At 43.8% G+C, this 19,416-nt stretch carries 16 protein-coding genes, 1 tRNA gene and 1 CRISPR repeat array (1 of these 18 cut by a window edge); all 17 genes read left to right on the top strand.

Annotation, left to right across the window (positions count from 1 at the left end):
* The first annotated feature begins 4 nt into the window (after nucleotides 1–4).
* On the top strand, nucleotides 5–1,006 hold the full coding sequence (tolA, locus tag CYCME_RS10545; RefSeq protein ID WP_223253187.1) for a cell envelope integrity protein TolA: 1,002 nt from the start codon (nucleotides 5–7) through the stop codon (nucleotides 1,004–1,006).
* 6 nt (nucleotides 1,007–1,012) lie between these two features.
* Entirely contained in the window at nucleotides 1,013–2,311 is a 1,299-nt protein-coding gene (tolB, locus tag CYCME_RS10540) for a Tol-Pal system beta propeller repeat protein TolB (protein WP_020933007.1), read from the top strand.
* Between the two features lie 16 nt (nucleotides 2,312–2,327).
* Nucleotides 2,328–2,861: a peptidoglycan-associated lipoprotein gene (locus CYCME_RS10535; RefSeq protein ID WP_016389856.1), complete on the top strand. Its 534-nt coding sequence runs from the start codon at nucleotides 2,328–2,330 to the stop codon at nucleotides 2,859–2,861.
* Nucleotides 2,858–3,652: a tol-pal system protein YbgF gene (ybgF, locus tag CYCME_RS10530; protein WP_020933006.1), complete on the top strand. Its 795-nt coding sequence runs from the start codon at nucleotides 2,858–2,860 to the stop codon at nucleotides 3,650–3,652. Before CYCME_RS10535 ends, ybgF begins: the two co-directional genes overlap by 4 nt.
* A gap of 30 nt (nucleotides 3,653–3,682) precedes the next feature.
* Nucleotides 3,683–4,330 carry a 7-carboxy-7-deazaguanine synthase QueE gene (gene queE / locus CYCME_RS10525; RefSeq protein WP_020933005.1) on the top strand — a complete coding sequence of 216 codons (648 nt, stop codon included), beginning with the start codon at nucleotides 3,683–3,685 and terminating at the stop codon, nucleotides 4,328–4,330.
* Nucleotides 4,331–4,350: 20 nt separating this feature from the next.
* Complete coding sequence (queC, locus tag CYCME_RS10520) at nucleotides 4,351–5,025, top strand: 7-cyano-7-deazaguanine synthase QueC (RefSeq protein WP_015005290.1); 675 nt, start codon at nucleotides 4,351–4,353, stop codon at nucleotides 5,023–5,025.
* Between the two features lie 88 nt (nucleotides 5,026–5,113).
* Nucleotides 5,114–5,189 (top strand) — tRNA-Lys (locus CYCME_RS10515).
* 391 nt (nucleotides 5,190–5,580) lie between these two features.
* Complete coding sequence (locus CYCME_RS10510; RefSeq protein ID WP_020933004.1) at nucleotides 5,581–5,856, top strand: helix-turn-helix transcriptional regulator; 276 nt, start codon at nucleotides 5,581–5,583, stop codon at nucleotides 5,854–5,856.
* Nucleotides 5,853–7,106, top strand: a complete 1,254-nt coding sequence (locus CYCME_RS10505) for a type II toxin-antitoxin system HipA family toxin (protein WP_020933003.1) — start codon at nucleotides 5,853–5,855, stop codon at nucleotides 7,104–7,106. Before CYCME_RS10510 ends, CYCME_RS10505 begins: the two co-directional genes overlap by 4 nt.
* Before the next feature lie 257 nt (nucleotides 7,107–7,363).
* Nucleotides 7,364–10,087 (top strand): CRISPR-associated helicase/endonuclease Cas3, encoded by a 2,724-nt coding sequence (cas3, locus tag CYCME_RS10500; RefSeq protein ID WP_020933002.1) that lies wholly within the window; start codon nucleotides 7,364–7,366, stop codon nucleotides 10,085–10,087.
* Nucleotides 10,084–11,595 (top strand): type I-E CRISPR-associated protein Cse1/CasA, encoded by a 1,512-nt coding sequence (gene casA, locus CYCME_RS10495; RefSeq protein ID WP_020933001.1) that lies wholly within the window; start codon nucleotides 10,084–10,086, stop codon nucleotides 11,593–11,595. The genes cas3 and casA overlap by 4 nt, the downstream gene beginning before the upstream one ends.
* Entirely contained in the window at nucleotides 11,588–12,049 is a 462-nt protein-coding gene (casB, locus tag CYCME_RS10490; protein ID WP_020933000.1) for a type I-E CRISPR-associated protein Cse2/CasB, read from the top strand. The genes casA and casB overlap by 8 nt, the downstream gene beginning before the upstream one ends.
* Nucleotides 12,050–12,065: 16 nt before the next feature.
* On the top strand, nucleotides 12,066–13,163 hold the full coding sequence (gene cas7e, locus CYCME_RS10485; protein ID WP_020932999.1) for a type I-E CRISPR-associated protein Cas7/Cse4/CasC: 1,098 nt from the start codon (nucleotides 12,066–12,068) through the stop codon (nucleotides 13,161–13,163).
* Nucleotides 13,164–13,181: 18 nt separating this feature from the next.
* Nucleotides 13,182–13,835: a type I-E CRISPR-associated protein Cas5/CasD gene (gene cas5e, locus CYCME_RS10480; RefSeq protein ID WP_020932998.1), complete on the top strand. Its 654-nt coding sequence runs from the start codon at nucleotides 13,182–13,184 to the stop codon at nucleotides 13,833–13,835.
* Complete coding sequence (gene cas6e, locus CYCME_RS10475) at nucleotides 13,822–14,439, top strand: type I-E CRISPR-associated protein Cas6/Cse3/CasE (RefSeq protein WP_020932997.1); 618 nt, start codon at nucleotides 13,822–13,824, stop codon at nucleotides 14,437–14,439. The genes cas5e and cas6e overlap by 14 nt, the downstream gene beginning before the upstream one ends.
* Before the next feature lie 75 nt (nucleotides 14,440–14,514).
* The gene (gene cas1e, locus CYCME_RS10470; RefSeq protein WP_020932996.1) at nucleotides 14,515–15,402 is read left to right on the top strand and encodes a type I-E CRISPR-associated endonuclease Cas1e; all 888 of its coding nucleotides are present in this window, start codon (nucleotides 14,515–14,517) and stop codon (nucleotides 15,400–15,402) included.
* A gap of 3 nt (nucleotides 15,403–15,405) precedes the next feature.
* A complete protein-coding gene (cas2e, locus tag CYCME_RS10465; RefSeq protein WP_020932995.1) occupies nucleotides 15,406–15,708 on the top strand; it encodes a type I-E CRISPR-associated endoribonuclease Cas2e in 303 nt (100 codons plus the stop codon).
* 84 nt (nucleotides 15,709–15,792) lie between these two features.
* A CRISPR array of direct repeats spans nucleotides 15,793–19,416; the repeat unit is 29 nt; unit sequence GTGTTCCCCACAAGCGTGGGGATGAACCG (it continues 3,494 nt past the right edge of the window).

Raw genomic sequence — 19,416 nt, 5'->3', positions numbered from 1 at the left:
AACGATGATGGATTTATTTAAAAAATATCCAGTTGCGGTCATATTGTCTGTTGTTTTTCATTTGCTGCTAGTGGCATTCTTTATGTTTAGTGCTGACATTTTTAGTGAGAAAAAAATTAATCCAAAACCAACAGTTAATGTTGTAAAAGCAACCGTTATTGATGAGTCTAAGATTAAAGCCGAGGCGGAAAAGCTTAAAAATATAGAAAACAAAAAGCGTTTACAAGAGCAGGCACGTTTAAATGAGATTAAAAAGAAAAGGTTAGCGGAAGAAAAAAGAATAGCTGATTTGAAAAAACAGCAAGAACTACAAAAACAGAAGCTCGCTAAACAAAAAGCCGACGAAGCCGCCAGACAAGCGAAGTTGAAAGAGAAAAACCTATTAGCAAAGAAAAAAGCTGAAGCCGCAGAAAAAAAGAAACAGGCGGATGAAAAAAAGAAGAGAGAGCGTCTGGCTCGTGAAAAAGCCGAAAAATTAAAAGCAGCAAAAGAGAAAGCAGCAAAAGAGAAAGCAGCAAAAGAGAAAGCAGCAAAAGAGAAAGCGGCAAAAGAGAAAGCAGCAAAAGAGAAAGCAGCAAAAGAGAAAGCAGCAAAAGAGCAGGCTCAAAGAGAGCAGGCTCAAAGAGAGCAGGCTCAAAGAGAGCAGGCTCAAAGAGAGCAGGCTCAAAGAGAGCAAGCATTGCGCGAGTTGGCAGCTCTAGAAGAGCAGGAGATTAGAGCGCAAGAAGCCGTTGCGAGCTATACTGATTTGATTAGGCAGAAAGTAGAACGAAACTGGATTCAACCGCCTGGAGATATTACCGGCTTAGATTGCGTGGTTCGTGTTCGCTTAATTCCAGGTGGGGATGTGATTGATGCGCAGGTGATAAAATCCAGTGGTAACGCACTTTTTGATCGTTCGGTTGAGCGAGCAACAAGAAAAGCCGCGCCTTTACCATTGCCCAATGACCCTAAGATGTTCAATTTTTTTAGAACGCTTGAGTTTTACTTTAGGCCAGGAGATTAATAAAGAATGCAAAAAATGATTAAAACGGTTTTATTTTTAAGTGCTTTTGTAACTTTTTCAGCGATGAGCGAAGCCTTAAGAATTGAAATAACGCAAGGTGTTTCATCTGCCCAGCCGATTGTGATTGTGCCTTTTTCAAGTGAACAAGTCATCGGAGGTTTGCCGGTTGATATTGCTCAAATAGTTAGTGATGATTTAGCGCGCAGCGGTCGATTTAAACCCCTGCCTCGGACAGATATGTTGAATAAACCATCATCAGCAGAGCAGGTTAATTTTCGTAATTGGCAATCGCTGGGGCAAGACAATTTAGTAATTGGTAGGGTGACACCTACCGCAAATGGCATGTTGACGGTGCAGTTTCAGCTATTTGACGTATATAAAGGCGAGCAATTAACGGGGTTTAGTATTCCTGCTAACACAGCTAATTTACGTGGTGTCGCGCACCGTATCAGTGATTTGATTTACGAAAATTTAACTGGTCAACAAGGTGCCTTTAGTACACGTATGGCATATGTCACATCAATGATGGGGGCTAATGGAAAGCAGGAGTATAAAATTCAAGTCGCGGATGCAGACGGATACGGTGCAAAGACCATTGTTACTTCAACTGAACCGTTAATGTCGCCTTCTTGGTCACCAAGAGGAGATAAAATTTCTTATGTGTCGTATGAGGGACTGCGGTCCTCTATTTATACGCAAACATTACGAACCGGTCAGCGTGAAAAACTGCGCTCGTTCAAAGGGATTAATGGCGCCCCTTCTTGGTCGCCAGACGGCAGCCAATTAGCGTTAACTCTTTCGAAAGATGGCAGCGCTGATATTTATATTTATAATGTGATTACTCGCTCATTTCGTCGTTTAACCAGAAGTTATGCAATTGATACTGAGCCTGATTGGTCACCTGATGGGCGGCACATTATTTTTACCTCTGACCGAGGTGGGAAGCCGCAAATTTATCGCATATCGGCTAGTGGTGGCCAAGCCGCTCGCGTAACATTCGAGGGGTCGTATAATGCTAGAGCCAGTTATTCGCCAGATGGAAAATATATCGTCATGGTACATCGGGTTAATGGCCAGTACCGCATAGCAACGCTGGATTTAAAATCAGGTTTTACCAATATTCTTACTAATGGAAGCTTAGATGAATCACCCAGTTATGCGCCTAATGGTAGTATGATTCTATATTCAACGAATGATGGCTTGAAATCGATATTGGCTGCGGTATCATCTGACGGTAAAGTACGACAAAAACTTCGCCTGCAAGAGGGTGAAGTTAGAGAGCCAGCCTGGTCACCTTTTAAATAGTAAATTGAGGAATAAAATGAAAATGTATAAAAATGTAGTAATGGGTCTTTTGCTTTCAACAGCGTTGGCAGGATGTAGCATGTTTGGTGGCGATGATGTTGCTACGGGAACTAGCGATGGAGTTAATGGTGTATCAACTGGCGGTGCAAGTACTTCGGGCGTAAGTGATGGAAGTAGCTTTTCAGGCCATCCGCTTGATAACCCAGCAAGTCCTTTGTCAACAAAGGTTATTTATTTCGCATTCGATAGCAGTGCAGTAGAACCACAATATGAAGCTGTTTTGGCCGCTCATGGTGCTTATTTAGCCGCTAATGCAGGCGTGTCAGTGATTGTTGAAGGACATGCTGATGAGCGTGGTACACGCGAATACAATGTTGCGCTTAGTGAAAAACGTGCAAAAACAGTACAAAACTTATTGTCACTCCAAGGTGCTGGCGAAAACCAAACAGAAGCAGTAGCACTTGGAGAAGAAAAACCAGTTGCTATCGGGCATGATGAATCGGCTTGGCGTTTAAATCGTCGCGTTGAACTTATTTACCCAGCGCATTGATCAGTAAAAAAACATTAGGGCAGTTTGCTGCTCTTCTAGTTGTCAGTGGGGCTGCTTCGGCAGCCCTACCGCCAGTTGTTGATGGAAGTGGTCGCGTAATAGCATCTCCTGCACAGCAAGCATCCGCTTCAAGTATGCTGGGAATGTATAACCGATTGGAACAATTGCAACGTGAAGTTCAGCAAATGCGTGGTCAGATTGAAGAACAAAATTACCTGATCGAAACATTAAAGAAGCGACAGCGTGATTTATATTTGGATATAGATGGTCGAATCGCACAATTAGAATCGGGTAATTCATCAGCCTCAATCAAAGCATCATTGGGTTCGCTAGCACAGGCAGCAAATAGTGGTATATCGGCTCAAAGCAGCCCTTCAGCACCTTCGCAAACGAAAGTAAGCGGTGGGCAAGATAAGGTTGCATACGACGAAGCGTTTTCAAGTTTGAAATCAGGCGATTATCAGCAATCAATTGCTGATTTTTCTCAGTTTGTTACCACGTTTCCAACCAGTGTTTATATACCCAATGCTTTGTATTGGTTGGGTGAAGCTAGCTACGTTAGCCGAAACTTTAAGCGCGCACTAGACGAGTTTACTAAAGTTGTTTCGCAATACCCAGCTCACTCAAAAGCTAAAGACGCGATGTTAAAAATAGGCTTTATTCAATATGAGAATAAACAGTGGCAGCAAGCCCGTGAAACACTAGGAAAGGTCATCGCTTCTTATCCTGATACAACGGTTTCAAGCCTTGCACAGAAAAGACTTGAACGTATGCGTCAAGAAAAGCATTAAACAACTTCTTAATTTCTAGTTTTAATCGCTATGCCCAAAGATACTCTTCGGATTACTGAAATTTTCTACTCACTTCAAGGCGAAGGGAAAACAGTAGGCCTGCCGACAACCTTTATTCGTTTAACAGGTTGTCCCTTACGGTGTGGCTATTGTGATACAGAGTATGCTTTTTATGGTGGGGAAACGCGGAGTATTGATGAGATTGTGCAACAAGTGAAGGAACTGGGTGCGCACTATATTAATGTTACTGGTGGCGAACCGTTGGCTCAGAAAAGGGTACATGAGCTGATGAAAACGCTGTGCGATGCTGGTTATCATGTTTCGCTGGAAACCAGCGGTGCCTTAGATGTGTCCGGCGTTGATCCGCGGGTTATTAAAGTGTTAGATGTGAAAACACCGGCATCTGGTGAAATGGCTAAAAATCGCCATGAAAATTACGATTGTTTAACAAAACAAGATCAAGTGAAATATGCCATTTGTGATAGAGACGATTTTCAATGGTCGAAACAACACCTGCAAGAATATGCCTTAAGTGATAAATGTGAGGTACTGTTTTCACCGGTGCAGGGTGAGCTGAAAGCAAGCGACCTTGCTAACTGGGTATTAACTGATAAATTACCAGTCAGATTTCAAATTCAATTACATAAATACCTATGGGGCGATGAGCCCGGTAAGTAGACAGTTATATACGGTTCAGAATGTTAAAAAAAGCAGTTATATTAGTGTCAGGAGGTCTTGATTCGGCTACTGTATTGGCTATTGCCAAGTCGCAAGGCTATGAGTGTTATGCGCTTAGTTTTGACTATGGGCAACGCCATGACTCAGAATTAGAAGCGGCTAGTCGACTCGCCAAAATTTATGATGTGCAAGAGCATAAAATCATTGAATTAGGGATGGGAGAGTTTGGTGGTTCTGCGTTAACAGACGATGAAATAAACGTTCCAACCGAAAAAGCAACGGGAATTCCTGTCACTTACGTGCCAGCTAGAAACACTGTATTTTTGTCAATTGCACTAGGGTGGGCCGAAGTTCTTTCGGCATGGGATATTTTTATAGGTGTTAATGCGGTGGATTATTCAGGTTACCCCGATTGTCGACAGGAGTTTATTAACGCATTTGAAAACTTAGCCAATTTAGCGACTAAGGCAGGTGTGGAAGAAGGTGGCTTTAAAATACATACACCGCTCATTAACCTTAGCAAAGCACAAATAATCCAAAAGGGTGAAGCCTTAAACGTTGATTACAGTGAAACAGTCTCATGTTATCAGGCTAATACTAAAGGTGAAGCATGCGGAGAATGTGAGTCTTGCCGCTTACGTCAACAAGGCTTTGAAAAAGCAAAAGTACAAGACCCGACACGATATCAGCACTAAATATTAATATTAGTCTTAAAAGTAACATTTAAACTCTACATTCGACTTGCCTTTTTGCGTCAATCCGGTATCATTCTCGCCTCTTGGAGGGTCGTTAGCTCAGCCGGTAGAGCACCGCACTTTTAATGCGATGGTCGCGCGTTCGAATCGCGCACGACCCACCATCCCAATCAAAAAAAGCCGACAGTTATGTCGGCTTTTTTGTGCCCGTAGATTGGGCTATGTCGCTTAAACACAACACTCCAACCAGACACAGTGCGCTCCAGCACTCTTTTACTGAACCTCCTAAATTTTAGATGCAATACGAGGTTTTTACGAAACCAAAAAATGCCGCTGGCCGCCAATAGCGCAACCATACAAGTTGATAAATGGTTGCCGGGGGAAAAAGAGTTGAATATATAATCATTTAAGAAAATCAATAGCTCAGCATCACGTTTAAAACAATAAAAGTATTAGATTGAATATTCCCTAACGGGAGTATTAGTGTTGTATCCGGCCCGCTTGTTATGTATATTTCCCGAACGGGAGTATTTATTGGCAAGGGGCATATAAAAAATGACAACATTACCGAGCGGGAAAATATTAAGCGCGCAAGCATTGGGTGATATCGTGCGACAGCAACGGAAGCGACAGGGTGCAACACAAGTTGAATTAGCGTCGTTATGTGGTGTGGGAGTGCGATTTATATCTGATTTGGAAAATGGGAAACAAACAATTGAACTGGGTAAGGTCTTACAAGTGCTGAATAGCTTAGGCCTAGAGTTGGCAATTCAGCCTAGAGGCTGGACACACTCAAGCTTCACGGTTGATGCGCCAGGTGGGCCATCATGAGCCAAGTGCTTGACGTGTACCTATCAGCAGAACGTGTAGGCAAATTACACTTAGATGATGAACGACGCTTTGTATTTGAATACTATCCTGAGTGGGTTGAAAATCATGAGTCACAGCCAATTTCGCTAAGCTTACCGGTACGAACTGAACCTTATCATCATGCACGTGCCCAACCGTTTTTCTCTAATTTACTACCTGAAGCAGAAATAAGGTATTTAGTCGCAAAAAGTTTGGGCTTATCTGAAAACAATGATTTTTCCCTATTAGAAGCCATTGGGGGAGAGTGTGCCGGTGCTGTGAGCTTGATCCCGGAAGGAACAGGCATCCCAATACAAGGTGATTATAAAAAACTTAATGATAATGCGTTAAATCAATTAATCGCAAAGTTGCCAACACAGCCGATGCTGACCGGTGAACAGGATATTAGATTATCGCTAGCTGGCGCACAAAACAAGCTACCCGTTTTTTATAATGGTAAAGAAATAAGCATACCAAGGGGAGCAGCGGCGAGTAGCCATATTTTAAAACTGCCCATAAAGGATTACCCTAATACCGTTGAAAATGAATATTTCTGTATGCAGTTGGCTAAAAGGATAGGCCTAAACGTTCCCGAAACAAAAATTCTTCATAAAGTAGCCCCGCTATATCTCATCACACGTTATGATCGTATTCTTAATGAGCAAGGTGAGTTAATACGGTTGCCTCAAGAAGATTTTTGCCAGGCAATGGCCATTCCCCCTATTAACAAGTATGAAAAAGAAGGTGGCCCAAGCCTAAAGTCATGTTTTGACTTAGTACGCAACCATGGTATTCAGCCAGTCAAAGATTTAAACGAACTTCTCAATTGGGTGATTTTCAATGTATTAATTGGCAATGCCGATGCTCACGGCAAAAATATTTCGCTTATGCTAACCTCGGCAGGGCCGCTATTAGCCCCCTTTTATGACCTGATGAGCACAGCCATCTACCCTAATTTAGCTCAAAAAATGGCCATGAAAATAGGTGGGGAAGACAGGCCCGATTGGATTATTGAGAGGCGTTGGGAACAGTTCTCAAAAGACACCGGTATCAAATTTAAGCTCGTTAGGAAAAGGTGTATAGACATGGCGAATACACTATCGACAATATCAGTTGAATTGGCAGCTGAGTGCCAGCAACAACATGGCGAGAATGTTCAAATTAAAAAAATAGTCGCGTTAATTGAGCAGCGTAAAAGCAAGATAAATGCAATTTTCAGCTCAATTAATTAATGCGTGAATTTTGGGTCAAGTAAATCAAAACTTATGGGTGCTGAAAGAGACGAAACGCAATACAAAGAGATGGCATATTCATGTGAAAAGTAGGAGAAAGTACTGATTACGAGTATTTGGTATATTACTTAGAGTTACTACTGCCTAAGTAAAGAGCATTAAATCTTGGGTACTTATGAAAAAAATACCCCAACACTCATAATTTGAGATATAACAGGGGCACTAAGTTAGACCATTGCAAACAAGGACTGTTAAAAATGAGAGGCCAAAGGGCTCTTTATTATCAATATTGGGGTAAGGCAAAAGTAAATGATAGCGGGGAGGTAGCCTATCACTTGTTGCCATATCATTGTTTGGATGTGGTGGCCGTGGCGGATATTTGGTGGCAAAGCAGCCCCAGCATTAGACATAGTTTTAAAGTATCAACACGCCTACCCGAAGAGCAGGCGCGCGGATGGTTGATGTTTTTTATTGCCTTACATGACTATGGAAAGTTTGACTTTCGTTTTCAATGCAAAGCACCGGAAGCTTGGAGGCAAGTGAATTCTGAGTTAAGCAGTGTAAATAGATTGCTTAGTATCGACCAGGTAAGAAATTATTATCATGGTTCAGCAGGGCTTTACTGGTTTTATCAGGATAACAATGAGCGATTTGGTCAGGATGACGATGATTTTTGTTTTGATGATAATGATGAATGGGAATCTTGGTTAAGTTGGCTAGCTCCTGTCGCGGGACATCACGGCGTTATTCCTGATGACTATGAAAAAGGTAGCGAAGACTACCTGCTGCCTCGTGCGGTATCAGAGCCTCTACGCGAACAACTCAAACAGGCACGTTTACAATGGCTAAAGTGTTTGGCTGATTTGTTTTTAAGTCCTGCTGGTCTTTGCTTAGATCATTCACCCCCTCTTTTTGACACAACAAAAAACGGACAAAGTGCAGCAACGATGCTGGCGGGATTTTGTTCGGTTTGTGACTGGCTGGGTTCATCAGATTTTTTTAATTACGATAATCAGCCTTGCGCAAATTTAGAAAAACTCAAACTATGGTATCAGCAGCGATTATTGATTGCTGAAACTGCCTTAAAAGCAGCGGGCGTTATTGGAGAAATTAAGCCTTATCAAAATATTGATATTTTATTAAAAAAAGGAAACTCTCCGCGCCAAGTACAGTGTTTAGTTAATAATTTACATCAAGGGCAAAATTTAACTTTAATTGAAGCTTCGACGGGTTCAGGAAAAACAGAAGCGGCACTGGCTTATGCTTGGCAGTTATTGGCATTAGGGCAAGCGGAAAGTATTGTTTTTGCACTGCCGACACAGGCAACGGCTAATGCCATGTTAAAACGACTGGAAGAAGCTGCCCCTTTATTATTTGCTCAAGAAATGAATGTGGTTTTGGCACATGGTCGAGCTGGTTATCAACAGACGTTTATTGATTTAAAACAAGCTTGTGAATCTAAACCCGCTCAAGGTAAGGAAGAGGCATGGGTGCAATGTGGCTTATGGTTATCGCAAAGCCGTAAACGGGTGTTTTTAGGGCAGATAGGCGTTTGTACAGTAGATCAAGTGCTGGTTTCAGTGCTGCCTGTTAAACATAAATTTGTCCGTGGTTTTGGTATCGGTCGTAGTGTGTTAATTATTGATGAAGTTCATGCCTATGATAGTTATATGTATGGTTTATTAGAGGCGGTATTAACACAACAACGCTTGGCTGGCGGCAGTGCGATTTTATTATCCGCGACCTTACCCTTTCATCAAAAACAGCAACTGGCTAGAGCCTGGGGGAATTCTTTAGATGATGATAACACAGCCTATCCATTAATCACCCAATGCCATGCAAATGAGGCGGAATATTTTGATTTAAATAAATCACCTGAGCAACAGCCTACAAAATTAGAAATTCAGCTAGACTTATTAAAACTGCCTCATTTATTACCCGACCACATTCTTTTAAAGCGTTTATTGCAAGCTGTCGTAGACGGCGCTCAAGTCTGCCTTGTTTGCAATCTTGTGGCTGATGCACAAGCTATTTATCAAACATTATTAGAGCAGGTGCAAAGCGCTGAGAATTTAACGGCAGATCAAATACTACTATTTCATTCACGTTTTACCTTTAAGGATAGACAGCAAAAAGAACAAGCGGTACTGAATTTATTTGGCGCAGAACCTCAGCCTAAAGAGGTCAGAAACAAAGGACATTTGTTAGTGGCGACACAAGTAGTCGAGCAATCATTGGATTTAGATTTTGACTGGCTAGTGACTCAGCTTTGTCCGGTTGATTTATTGTTTCAGCGTATGGGACGCTTGCATCGACATAAACGCAATCGCCCAAACCGTTATCAAAGCCCTTGCTGTACGGTGTTACTACCAAAATCCGATGATTACGAACTGCATGAGTTAATTTACGGCAATAGCCGAGTGTTATGGCGAACACAGCAGCTTTTACAAAAGGCAAAAAATATTGTTTGTTTTCCTAAAGCGTATCGAGATTGGATAGAACCTGTTTATAAAATTGAAGAATGGCAAGATGAGCCAGAAACCATTATTAAAAGTTTTGAAAAGTTTGAACAAGAAAGTGAAGCCAGTCGTTATAACGCATTACGAATTGTCAGAGATAACCCAGGGCTAGATGATAGTGATGGCAATGTAATGGCACTGACCCGGGATGGTGAAATGAGCTTGAGCATATTACCTTGTTATCGCAATCAACAAGGTTATAAATGCTTATTAAATGAAGATGTTATAGAAACACTAGAAGAAGCCAAATATTTTGAAACACTGAATCTTAATAGTGTTGCTGTGCCTGCGAGTTGGGGGAAATACGAGCGATTAGACAAGCCTGATAAAGAGGGTGTTATTTGGCTGGAAATGGAGCAAATAGCAATAGAACACTTCCTAGGGGTTGTTGGCGATTATGAGTTTACTTATCAGCCAGAGACTGGCTTGAGTCGAAGAGAAATATCAGAGGAAAATGTATGAATTTATTAACAGCTGCCTGGGTACCCATTCAGGATAAAGGCCTTTATGAAAAAATCACCGTGCAACAACTGCTTTGTGGGGAAAAGGAGAGGGATATTTGTTTGCCCCGTGATGATATGGAGTTAGCTTGTTTGCAGTTATTAAGCGCAATCACGCAAACCTTATTTACCCCCGAAAATAAAAAATCCTTGGGAAAATATGTCACCCAGCCTTTAACGCCAGAAGTTTATCTGGCGGCTATTCAGGATAAACTGAACTGGTTCGATCTTGATCACCCTGATACGCCGTTTATGCAGTTTCGCGGTGTGAAGTCCACCAGTGCAACCCCGATGAATAAGCTGATGGCTGGAGTGGCTGATGGCACCAATAAAACCTTTGTTAATCCACAAGGTTTAATCGAAGGTTTATGTCATGGCTGTGTGGCGATTGCCCTTTTTAATGCGGCAAACAACTGTCCCAGTATGGGCGGTGGCTTTAAAGGTAGTTTGCGGGGCAGTACACCCATTACCTTATTGATTAAAGGAAAAACGGTCAGAGAAACTATTTGGCTGAATGTTCTAACAGAAGAAACAATCAATCAAATGATGCCTTGGTATGAAGCAACCAAAGATCAAGTACCCAATTATTTAACCCCGATTAATAAGGGGGGCACTATACAATCTTCAGCCATAGGGTTATTAAGAGGTTTGTTGTGGCAACCTGCGCATTTTGAATTATTGCCTGCCACTTCCGAGCAACAAATATGCAGTTGTTGTGGTTGCAATGAACAGGTTTATACCGGTTTTAATAAAGAAAAATTTAGCTACACTATTGAAGGCGTATGGCCGCATCCTTTATCGTCCCGCATCTTTACCATTAAAGCTGGTAATAAAAAAGAAAAATTCCCTTCCTTCACTACAAGAGCACCGACCTGGACGCATATGAGCCGATTGGTAGTCGATCAGCAAACCGAGAAAGGTGGTCAGCAAGCTGCCCCTGTGATACAGCAGGCGAGACAATTTATTGCTTCAGAAAAAATGCAATTAATCGTCGGTGGTTATCGGAATAATCAGGCAACCATTCTGGAACGCCGTCATGATTTATTTAGTCTGAAGCAAGGCTGGACTGAACATGGTGAAGTGATTCACAGGTTGATTGAAACAGGATTAAGTTATAAACAATGTCTCATAAACTCATTAATTGCGTTCAAAAACGGAAGAAAAAAGTCTAAGCAATATGAGGAAATAAAAGGTGCTGGTATTAATTTAGTTCAAAATGCTGAGGAAAATTATTACCAGCAAACTGAGAACTTAATGCAGCAAGGTCTGGCACAGGTGCACTTTGAAGCGCCTGAAGATGATCTTGACGCATTACAGCAACAACTAAAAAGCATTGTTAAAGATTTATTTAACCAAGCCACAGCCCCATATCGACAAGAGCCCAAAATGCTAAAAGCCCTAGCGATGGCTAGACGTTCGCTACATAAATATTTAAAAAACTTAGAGCCACAAGGAGAAAAAAATGAGTGATGGAGAAAACAAACTGCCGGATTTTCTGGCGATTTATCAACGTTATCAAAACCTAAAGCCTGGCCCTAAAGCCGAGTTAAAAAGAGCGGTTAAGCCTAGTGATTTAATTGAAATACCTGCTTTCTATCATACTTTGCAAGGTGAAAAGGGCAATCAACAGCTACAACGCTTGTTATTTTGTTTGCCCATGATTAGCCATACAGAAAATGGCGACTCTTTAGGCAAAGCCCTAGCGAAAGCCAATATTAATGAAAAACGCCTGTTTATGGTAATTCGTTCTGAAGAACCTAATGATCTTATTCAATTACGACGATTACTAAAGCAGGTAAATCCTACTGTCGATTGGCTGAACACGGCTAAAATGCTGTATTACTGGAACGATGTAGCTAAACGCAATCTGCTAGAAGATTTTTTCTACTACCAAACGAACGCTAAACCCAAAGCAACCGCCTAAACAAGGAATAATAACCATGAACGAGAACTTTATTAATTTTCACATCTTAATTTCACACAGCCCCTCATGTTTAAATCGTGATGATATGAATATGCAGAAATCAGCAGTTTTTGGGGGAAAACGCCGCGTTAGAGTATCTAGTCAAAGTTTAAAGCGGACGATGAGACATAGTGATTATTATCGTCAGCATCTGGGTCAGCCCAGTATTCGCACTAAACATTTAGCGGACTTTCAAAATCATGTGCTGGCAGCGTTAGCTGATCGTTATGATGAGGCACTGATTAAACAAGCGATTGAATACGTTTCAGGCAAAGACAATATTGTAGAAGATGCGCAAAGTGATGCTGTTGCGCCTTGGGTTACAGAAGAAATTGCTTACTTTTGTGAGCAAATTAAAGCCTTAGAAGCTGATGGCGTTGATAAGAAAAAATTACAGAAACAAGTGGAAAAAGACAGCATTGCATTTCGACAAGCTTTAGCAAGTGGATTAGATATTGCTTTATCAGGGCGTATGGCAACTTCTGGCTTGATGAGTGAAATAGGTCAAATTGATGGCGCATTAGCTGTGGCTCATGCCATTACTACACATGCTGTTGATGCCGATATAGACTGGTTTACCGCTGTAGATGATTTACAAGAGCTTGGCTCAGGGCATTTAGACACGCAAGAATTTTCTTCGGGCGTGTTTTACCGTTACGCCAGTTTGAATCTCAGACAATTACAACAAAATTTAGGAGATGCTACGCGTGAACAAGCGTTAGATATTGCCGCCCATGTTTTGCATATGTTGGCAACGGAAGTCCCCAGTGCAAAACAACAAAGTTTTGCCGCGCATAATTTAGCGGATGTTGCATTAGTCAGTTTTTCAGACCAGCCTATTTCTTTGGCAAATGCCTTTGAAAAACCAATAAAAGTAGATCGTAGCGGTGGTTTTCGTGATCCCTCGGCTAAAGAATTAAATGCTTATTGGGATAAAGTACATCGTGGATATGGTTTGACTGAACGTTGTGCAGAATTTTCTTTGGAAGCTATTAATTTGCCAGAGGATATAAAACAACAACCCTCTTTACCAGAGTTAGAAAGCTGGATACGTGCTAATGGTCAAAATACTTAAATGTAGCGAGGAAATATCATGCGTGAATTTCTAATATTAAAGCTACAAGGTCCGCTGCAGGCATGGGGGAAAGAAACCTTTGAAGGCTTACGGCCTTCTGAGTTATTTCCCGGACGCAGTGCCTTATTGGGCTTGTTGGGCGCTTGTTTGGGCGTAGACCGAACAGATAAGGCAGGGCTGCAAGCCTTGGCAAGTAGTGTGGCATTTGCGGTGCGAGTTGATCGGCAAGGTCAAAAAATGACCGATTACCATACGGTTAAAAATGCGCGGGTTTATTATCAGGGTTTAAAAAGTCATGAGACCATTCAAACATGGCGCGAATATTGGCAAGATGCTTGTTATACAGTAGCTATTTGGTCGCAGAAAGAAGCTGTTATTTCATTATCAGATATTGAACGCGCTATAAAACAACCTGTTTATACGCCTTTTTTAGGTAGACGAAGTTGCCCTATTACTCGCCCGTTATTTGAAAAAAAAATACAGGCTCAAACCGCTTTGATGGCTCTCGCCCACAATAACGAAAAAATAATGACTATTTATAGTGAAGAAGACAGCGATGGCGCAATAGAGTTGAAAAAACGCGATGTACCGATTATTCACCAGCCACGGCAGTTTGCCAGCCGTAAAGTGTTTATGACGGCAACAAAAGGAGAGGCCAATGCATCTGAGTAAAATTCATATTCCTTGGACGCTGGCTAAAAACAGCTATGAACTGCATCAAGCCTTATGGCGCTTATTTCCGGAGCGTAACCATGAAAATAGGGACTTTCTGTTTCGTGTGGAAAGTTTAGAAAAAGGCGTAGGTTCTAAAATATTATTGCAATCTGCAACAAAGCCACATTTATCTGAGAACAGTCCGATTATTCTGGATATGAGAGACTATTGTCCCGCTTTCTCAAAAGGTCAGAGATTACGTTTTCGACTACGGACTAATCCAATAAAAACGATTAAAGATAGTACTAAAGGGACAGTAGAAAAAAAGGGTAAGGTATACACTAAAACAGTTCGTGTTCCTTTATTGCATGAAGAGCAGAAACAGGAATGGTTGGAGCGTAAATTAAAGGGTCTTGCAGAACTTGAAACTTTGATCATCCAACCAGAACCTGCTCTATATTTTCGTAAAGTGAAAGAAAAGCGTAGCGGTAAAATCCAACCGGTTTTATTTGAGGGGGTATTAACGATTTCAGAGCCTGAGTTATTCTTTGAGTTATTGCAGAAAGGAATCGGCCCTGCGAAAGCATTTGGCTGCGGGCTGTTGTCGATTGCAAGTATTTAGGAAAAGCTTGAAAGTAAATGCTTAGGGGAGTCTAAAAAAAATACTATGACCTACACCCCATTAAAACCAATACCTATGAAAGATCGCATATCAATGATATTTCTTCAATACGGCCAGGTGGATGTGAAAGATGGTGCGTTTGTTTTAATTGATAAAACAGGCGTTCGAACCCATATTCCAGTAGGTAGTATCGCCTGCATTATGCTTGAGCCAGGCACAAGGGTCTCTCATGCAGCAGTTAGGTTAGCTGCACAAGTTGGCACTCTTTTGGTATGGGTTGGCGAGGCGGGTGTTCGTTTATATGCCTCAGGTCAACCGGGTGGCGCGAGGTCTGATCGACTATTATATCAAGCCAAACTAGCCTTGGACGATAGTTTAAGATTGAAAGTAGTTCGTAAAATGTATGCGTTACGATTTGGAGAGGAACCACCACAACGTAGAAGTGTAGATCAGCTGCGTGGTATTGAAGGGGCTCGTGTGCGCAGCACTTATAAAATATTAGCTAAGCAATATGGTGTGCATTGGCATGGTAGGCGTTATGACCCGAAAGATTGGGAGGCTGGGGATGTGATTAATCAATGCATCAGTGCAGCTACATCATGTCTTTATGGCATAACTGAAGCAGCGGTGTTGGCTGCAGGTTACGCGCCTGCTGTTGGGTTTATACACACCGGAAAACCACTGTCATTTGTCTATGATATAGCGGATATTTACAAATTTGATTCCGTTATTCCATTAGCCTTTCAAATAGCATCAAAAAATCCTTATGCAGCGGATAAGCAAGTAAGGCTTGCTTGTCGTGATGTGTTTCGAGAGCAAAAAATACTAAAAAAAATTATCCCGCTGATTGAAGAAGTTCTTTCAGCAGGTGAAATATCCCCGCCCAAACCACCTAAAGAATCTGTGCCGCCAGCAATTCCATTAGCTGAAAGTATTGCTGATGCGGGGCATCGAAGTGATTAAATTATGGCCATGACGGTTGTAGTGACAGAAGCAATACCACCTAGATTGAGAGGCCGACTTGCGATTTGGCTGTTACAAATTCGAGCGGGTGTTTATGTCGGTGACTTATCGCAGCGAGTGAGAGAAATGATCTGGCAGCAATGTCAGCAGCAACAAGAAGACGGGAATATTGTCATGGCATGGGCAACCAATACAGAGTCAGGTTTTGACTTTCAAACATTAGGTGAAAATAGACGAATTCCTGTCGATTTGGATGGTTTAAGAATGGTTTCGTTCATACCGATAGATGATGAAAGTGATCTTTAACAAAATAGTATAAATTTACCCTTATTGCTTGGTAGCAAGTAACAGTTTGAAAATTACTTGGTAAATCAATTATGTATAATAAGAGTGTTCCCCACAAGCGTGGGGATGAACCGTATTGCTGGGTGTGGGATAAGAAGAAAGCGGGGGTGTTCCCCACAAGCGTGGGGATGAACCGCGATTTAATGCTTTCAGATTCGGCCAGCAATGGTGTTCCCCACAAGCGTGGGGATGAACCGTTTTATTTCTTCGCTTATTGCGCTGTTATGCCGTGTTCCCCACAAGCGTGGGGATGAACCGGGATAGTGAATGGGTCCCTAACGACTGGACAAGTGTTCCCCACAAGCGTGGGGATGAACCAGTAGACTTTGTAGTATTGTCTTATTTATCATTTGTGTTCCCCACAAGCGTGGGGATGAACCGGCTAATTGGGCCGGTAGAGTGTATGTCGAGATGTGTTCCCCACAAGCGTGGGGATGAACCGCCGTCATAGTTAGCACTTGCGTCACGTTCACCGTGTTCCCCACAAGCGTGGGGATGAACCGGTTAATATTATGGAAATGCTAAAAATAACACAGTGTTCCCCACAAGCGTGGGGATGAACCGGCCTATTGCCAGTTTCAATATCATCAATATGAGTGTTCCCCACAAGCGTGGGGATGAACCGGTGACGCTTTCGGCATGACGGTCTTAATGAAAGTGTTCCCCACAAGCGTGGGGATGAACCGCAAGCAGCATTACCACCTCCAACGCATGATGTGTGTTCCCCACAAGCGTGGGGATGAACCGACAATTCACCAACCATCACGACAGGACATCAGGTGTTCCCCACAAGCGTGGGGATGAACCGACCATTTATGCGTGATGCTTTTTAAATGCCAGGTGTTCCCCACAAGCGTGGGGATGAACCGATATTCAACGAGGCTGCTAGCAGAATCCCAATGTGTTCCCCACAAGCGTGGGGATGAACCGAGCTGTGTCATTGTTGTTTTTCTCGCTTACGTGTGTTCCCCACAAGCGTGGGGATGAACCGTCTTGCTTTTAGTAGCTGATCGTTTAATGATTGTGTTCCCCACAAGCGTGGGGATGAACCGTATTAAAAGCAACCGCTACATTAGGTCTAACGGTGTTCCCCACAAGCGTGGGGATGAACCGGCCTTGCTGATGCAAAAAAACAGCAGGTTGATGTGTTCCCCACAAGCGTGGGGATGAACCGGTTAATTCATCACTACTATCGTAACTCCAAAAGTGTTCCCCACAAGCGTGGGGATGAACCGCGCACCAGCATAGTAACCGTTACGCGCACAGGGTGTTCCCCACAAGCGTGGGGATGAACCGGTTTTACCGGAGCTGATGTTTACGGGGCATGGGTGTTCCCCACAAGCGTGGGGATGAACCGGAATCAGCATAGAGCCACAACCGCGTGGCAAAGTGTTCCCCACAAGCGTGGGGATGAACCGTGGAGCGTCCGCTATCGTCCAGCTAGTATCTGGTGTTCCCCACAAGCGTGGGGATGAACCGTGGGCTAGTAATACTTAGCTGCTTAATACATAGTGTTCCCCACAAGCGTGGGGATGAACCGTCAGCTATCGGTATTGCTATTGGTCTTGATATGTGTTCCCCACAAGCGTGGGGATGAACCGGAAACTGGCGGACTAAAACGAATATGTGTATGGTGTTCCCCACAAGCGTGGGGATGAACCGTCAACAGAGGTTGTTGTGGATAGTTGCGAGCTGTGTTCCCCACAAGCGTGGGGATGAACCGATAATAATGATTCATAGATAGTAGGGTACAAGGTGTTCCCCACAAGCGTGGGGATGAACCGACGGGTGTATTTAATCACAGCGCCAAGAGTGAGTGTTCCCCACAAGCGTGGGGATGAACCGTTAGCAATTTGCTAATTGAGCGGCGCGACACAGTGTTCCCCACAAGCGTGGGGATGAACCGCCTTTGGATTGGGGCGAAACAAAACACAGGTAGTGTTCCCCACAAGCGTGGGGATGAACCGGCTCGGTCATTGTCAACCCCACGTTTCAAGTGGTGTTCCCCACAAGCGTGGGGATGAACCGCCTACACTCAACACTGGACGGCTACGCTAATAGTGTTCCCCACAAGCGTGGGGATGAACCGCGGAATGCCCGATGCGGCGATTTGCACTGCGTGTGTTCCCCACAAGCGTGGGGATGAACCGCCGCTGCAATGTATCACCACGATAGTTAACATCGTGTTCCCCACAAGCGTGGGGATGAACCGAATCAGAACTGGTTGCAGCCCGTATTGCAGCCGTGTTCCCCACAAGCGTGGGGATGAACCGGCTTTAGGGACTCAATGGTACGCATGTTAGCCGTGTTCCCCACAAGCGTGGGGATGAACCGCCCGCTAATTCAGCGGGTTTTTTAATGGAGCGGTGTTCCCCACAAGCGTGGGGATGAACCGTCCAATGGATGAATATAAACCTGTCTCATCTAGTGTTCCCCACAAGCGTGGGGATGAACCGGCAATGTAACCATTGATGAAGCGGCCTTTCATGTGTTCCCCACAAGCGTGGGGATGAACCGCGTCTGTTGTGTCGTTTGGCGATGGTAAAGCGGTGTTCCCCACAAGCGTGGGGATGAACCGCCCTACCGAAGCAGGGCTTTTTAGTGACGTCTGTGTTCCCCACAAGCGTGGGGATGAACCGTAGGAACGGTCGACAGCAACAGACCATCCGCAGTGTTCCCCACAAGCGTGGGGATGAACCGAGCCGAGACGTCGTTTAACTGTTATCAACCAAGTGTTCCCCACAAGCGTGGGGATGAACCGCATTATTACTATCGTTAACCACTGCATTAACAGTGTTCCCCACAAGCGTGGGGATGAACCGACAACCTAGAGATGATGCTGTACGGCACTCAAGTGTTCCCCACAAGCGTGGGGATGAACCGCTCACTGAAGGCTATGACGTTTGATGGTAGTAGTGTTCCCCACAAGCGTGGGGATGAACCGCGCAGACTTAATAGCACAGCGTATGCAGTAGGGTGTTCCCCACAAGCGTGGGGATGAACCGGGCGTTAATAATGACTTGGTTAACTCGGCCCCGTGTTCCCCACAAGCGTGGGGATGAACCGGCATGTCCAAAATGTGGCGAGCCAGCACCAAAGTGTTCCCCACAAGCGTGGGGATGAACCGCATGGGCGCATCGGCAATAAATGTGCCAGTACGTGTTCCCCACAAGCGTGGGGATGAACCGGCCGTTCCACGTTTCAACTTGTTTCAGCGCGGCGTGTTCCCCACAAGCGTGGGGATGAACCGATGCGCTAGATAGCGCCGCCGATGGCTACTTAGTGTTCCCCACAAGCGTGGGGATGAACCGGTTAGCTCGTATTGTTTGGCGCTATTGGTTAGGTGTTCCCCACAAGCGTGGGGATGAACCGCGTAAGCAAGCGAGAGAAGTACGTCGAGCAATGTGTTCCCCACAAGCGTGGGGATGAACCGGCTAATGCTTGGCTAGTGTGCTCGTCGTGATTGTGTTCCCCACAAGCGTGGGGATGAACCGGTCACCATCGCCCAGGGCATTAATAAACGCATGTGTTCCCCACAAGCGTGGGGATGAACCGAAAACCGCCAACGACCCAATCCTCATCGAACACGTGTTCCCCACAAGCGTGGGGATGAACCGGCAGCGTGTCATAAATACATTAGAGAGCGAGAGTGTTCCCCACAAGCGTGGG

The organism is Cycloclasticus zancles 78-ME (assembly GCF_000442595.1).
Taxonomy (GTDB): domain Bacteria; phylum Pseudomonadota; class Gammaproteobacteria; order Methylococcales; family Cycloclasticaceae; genus Cycloclasticus; species Cycloclasticus pugetii.
Note: the sequence above shows the minus strand (reverse complement) of the source record. Positions and strands in the feature narration are given on the sequence as shown.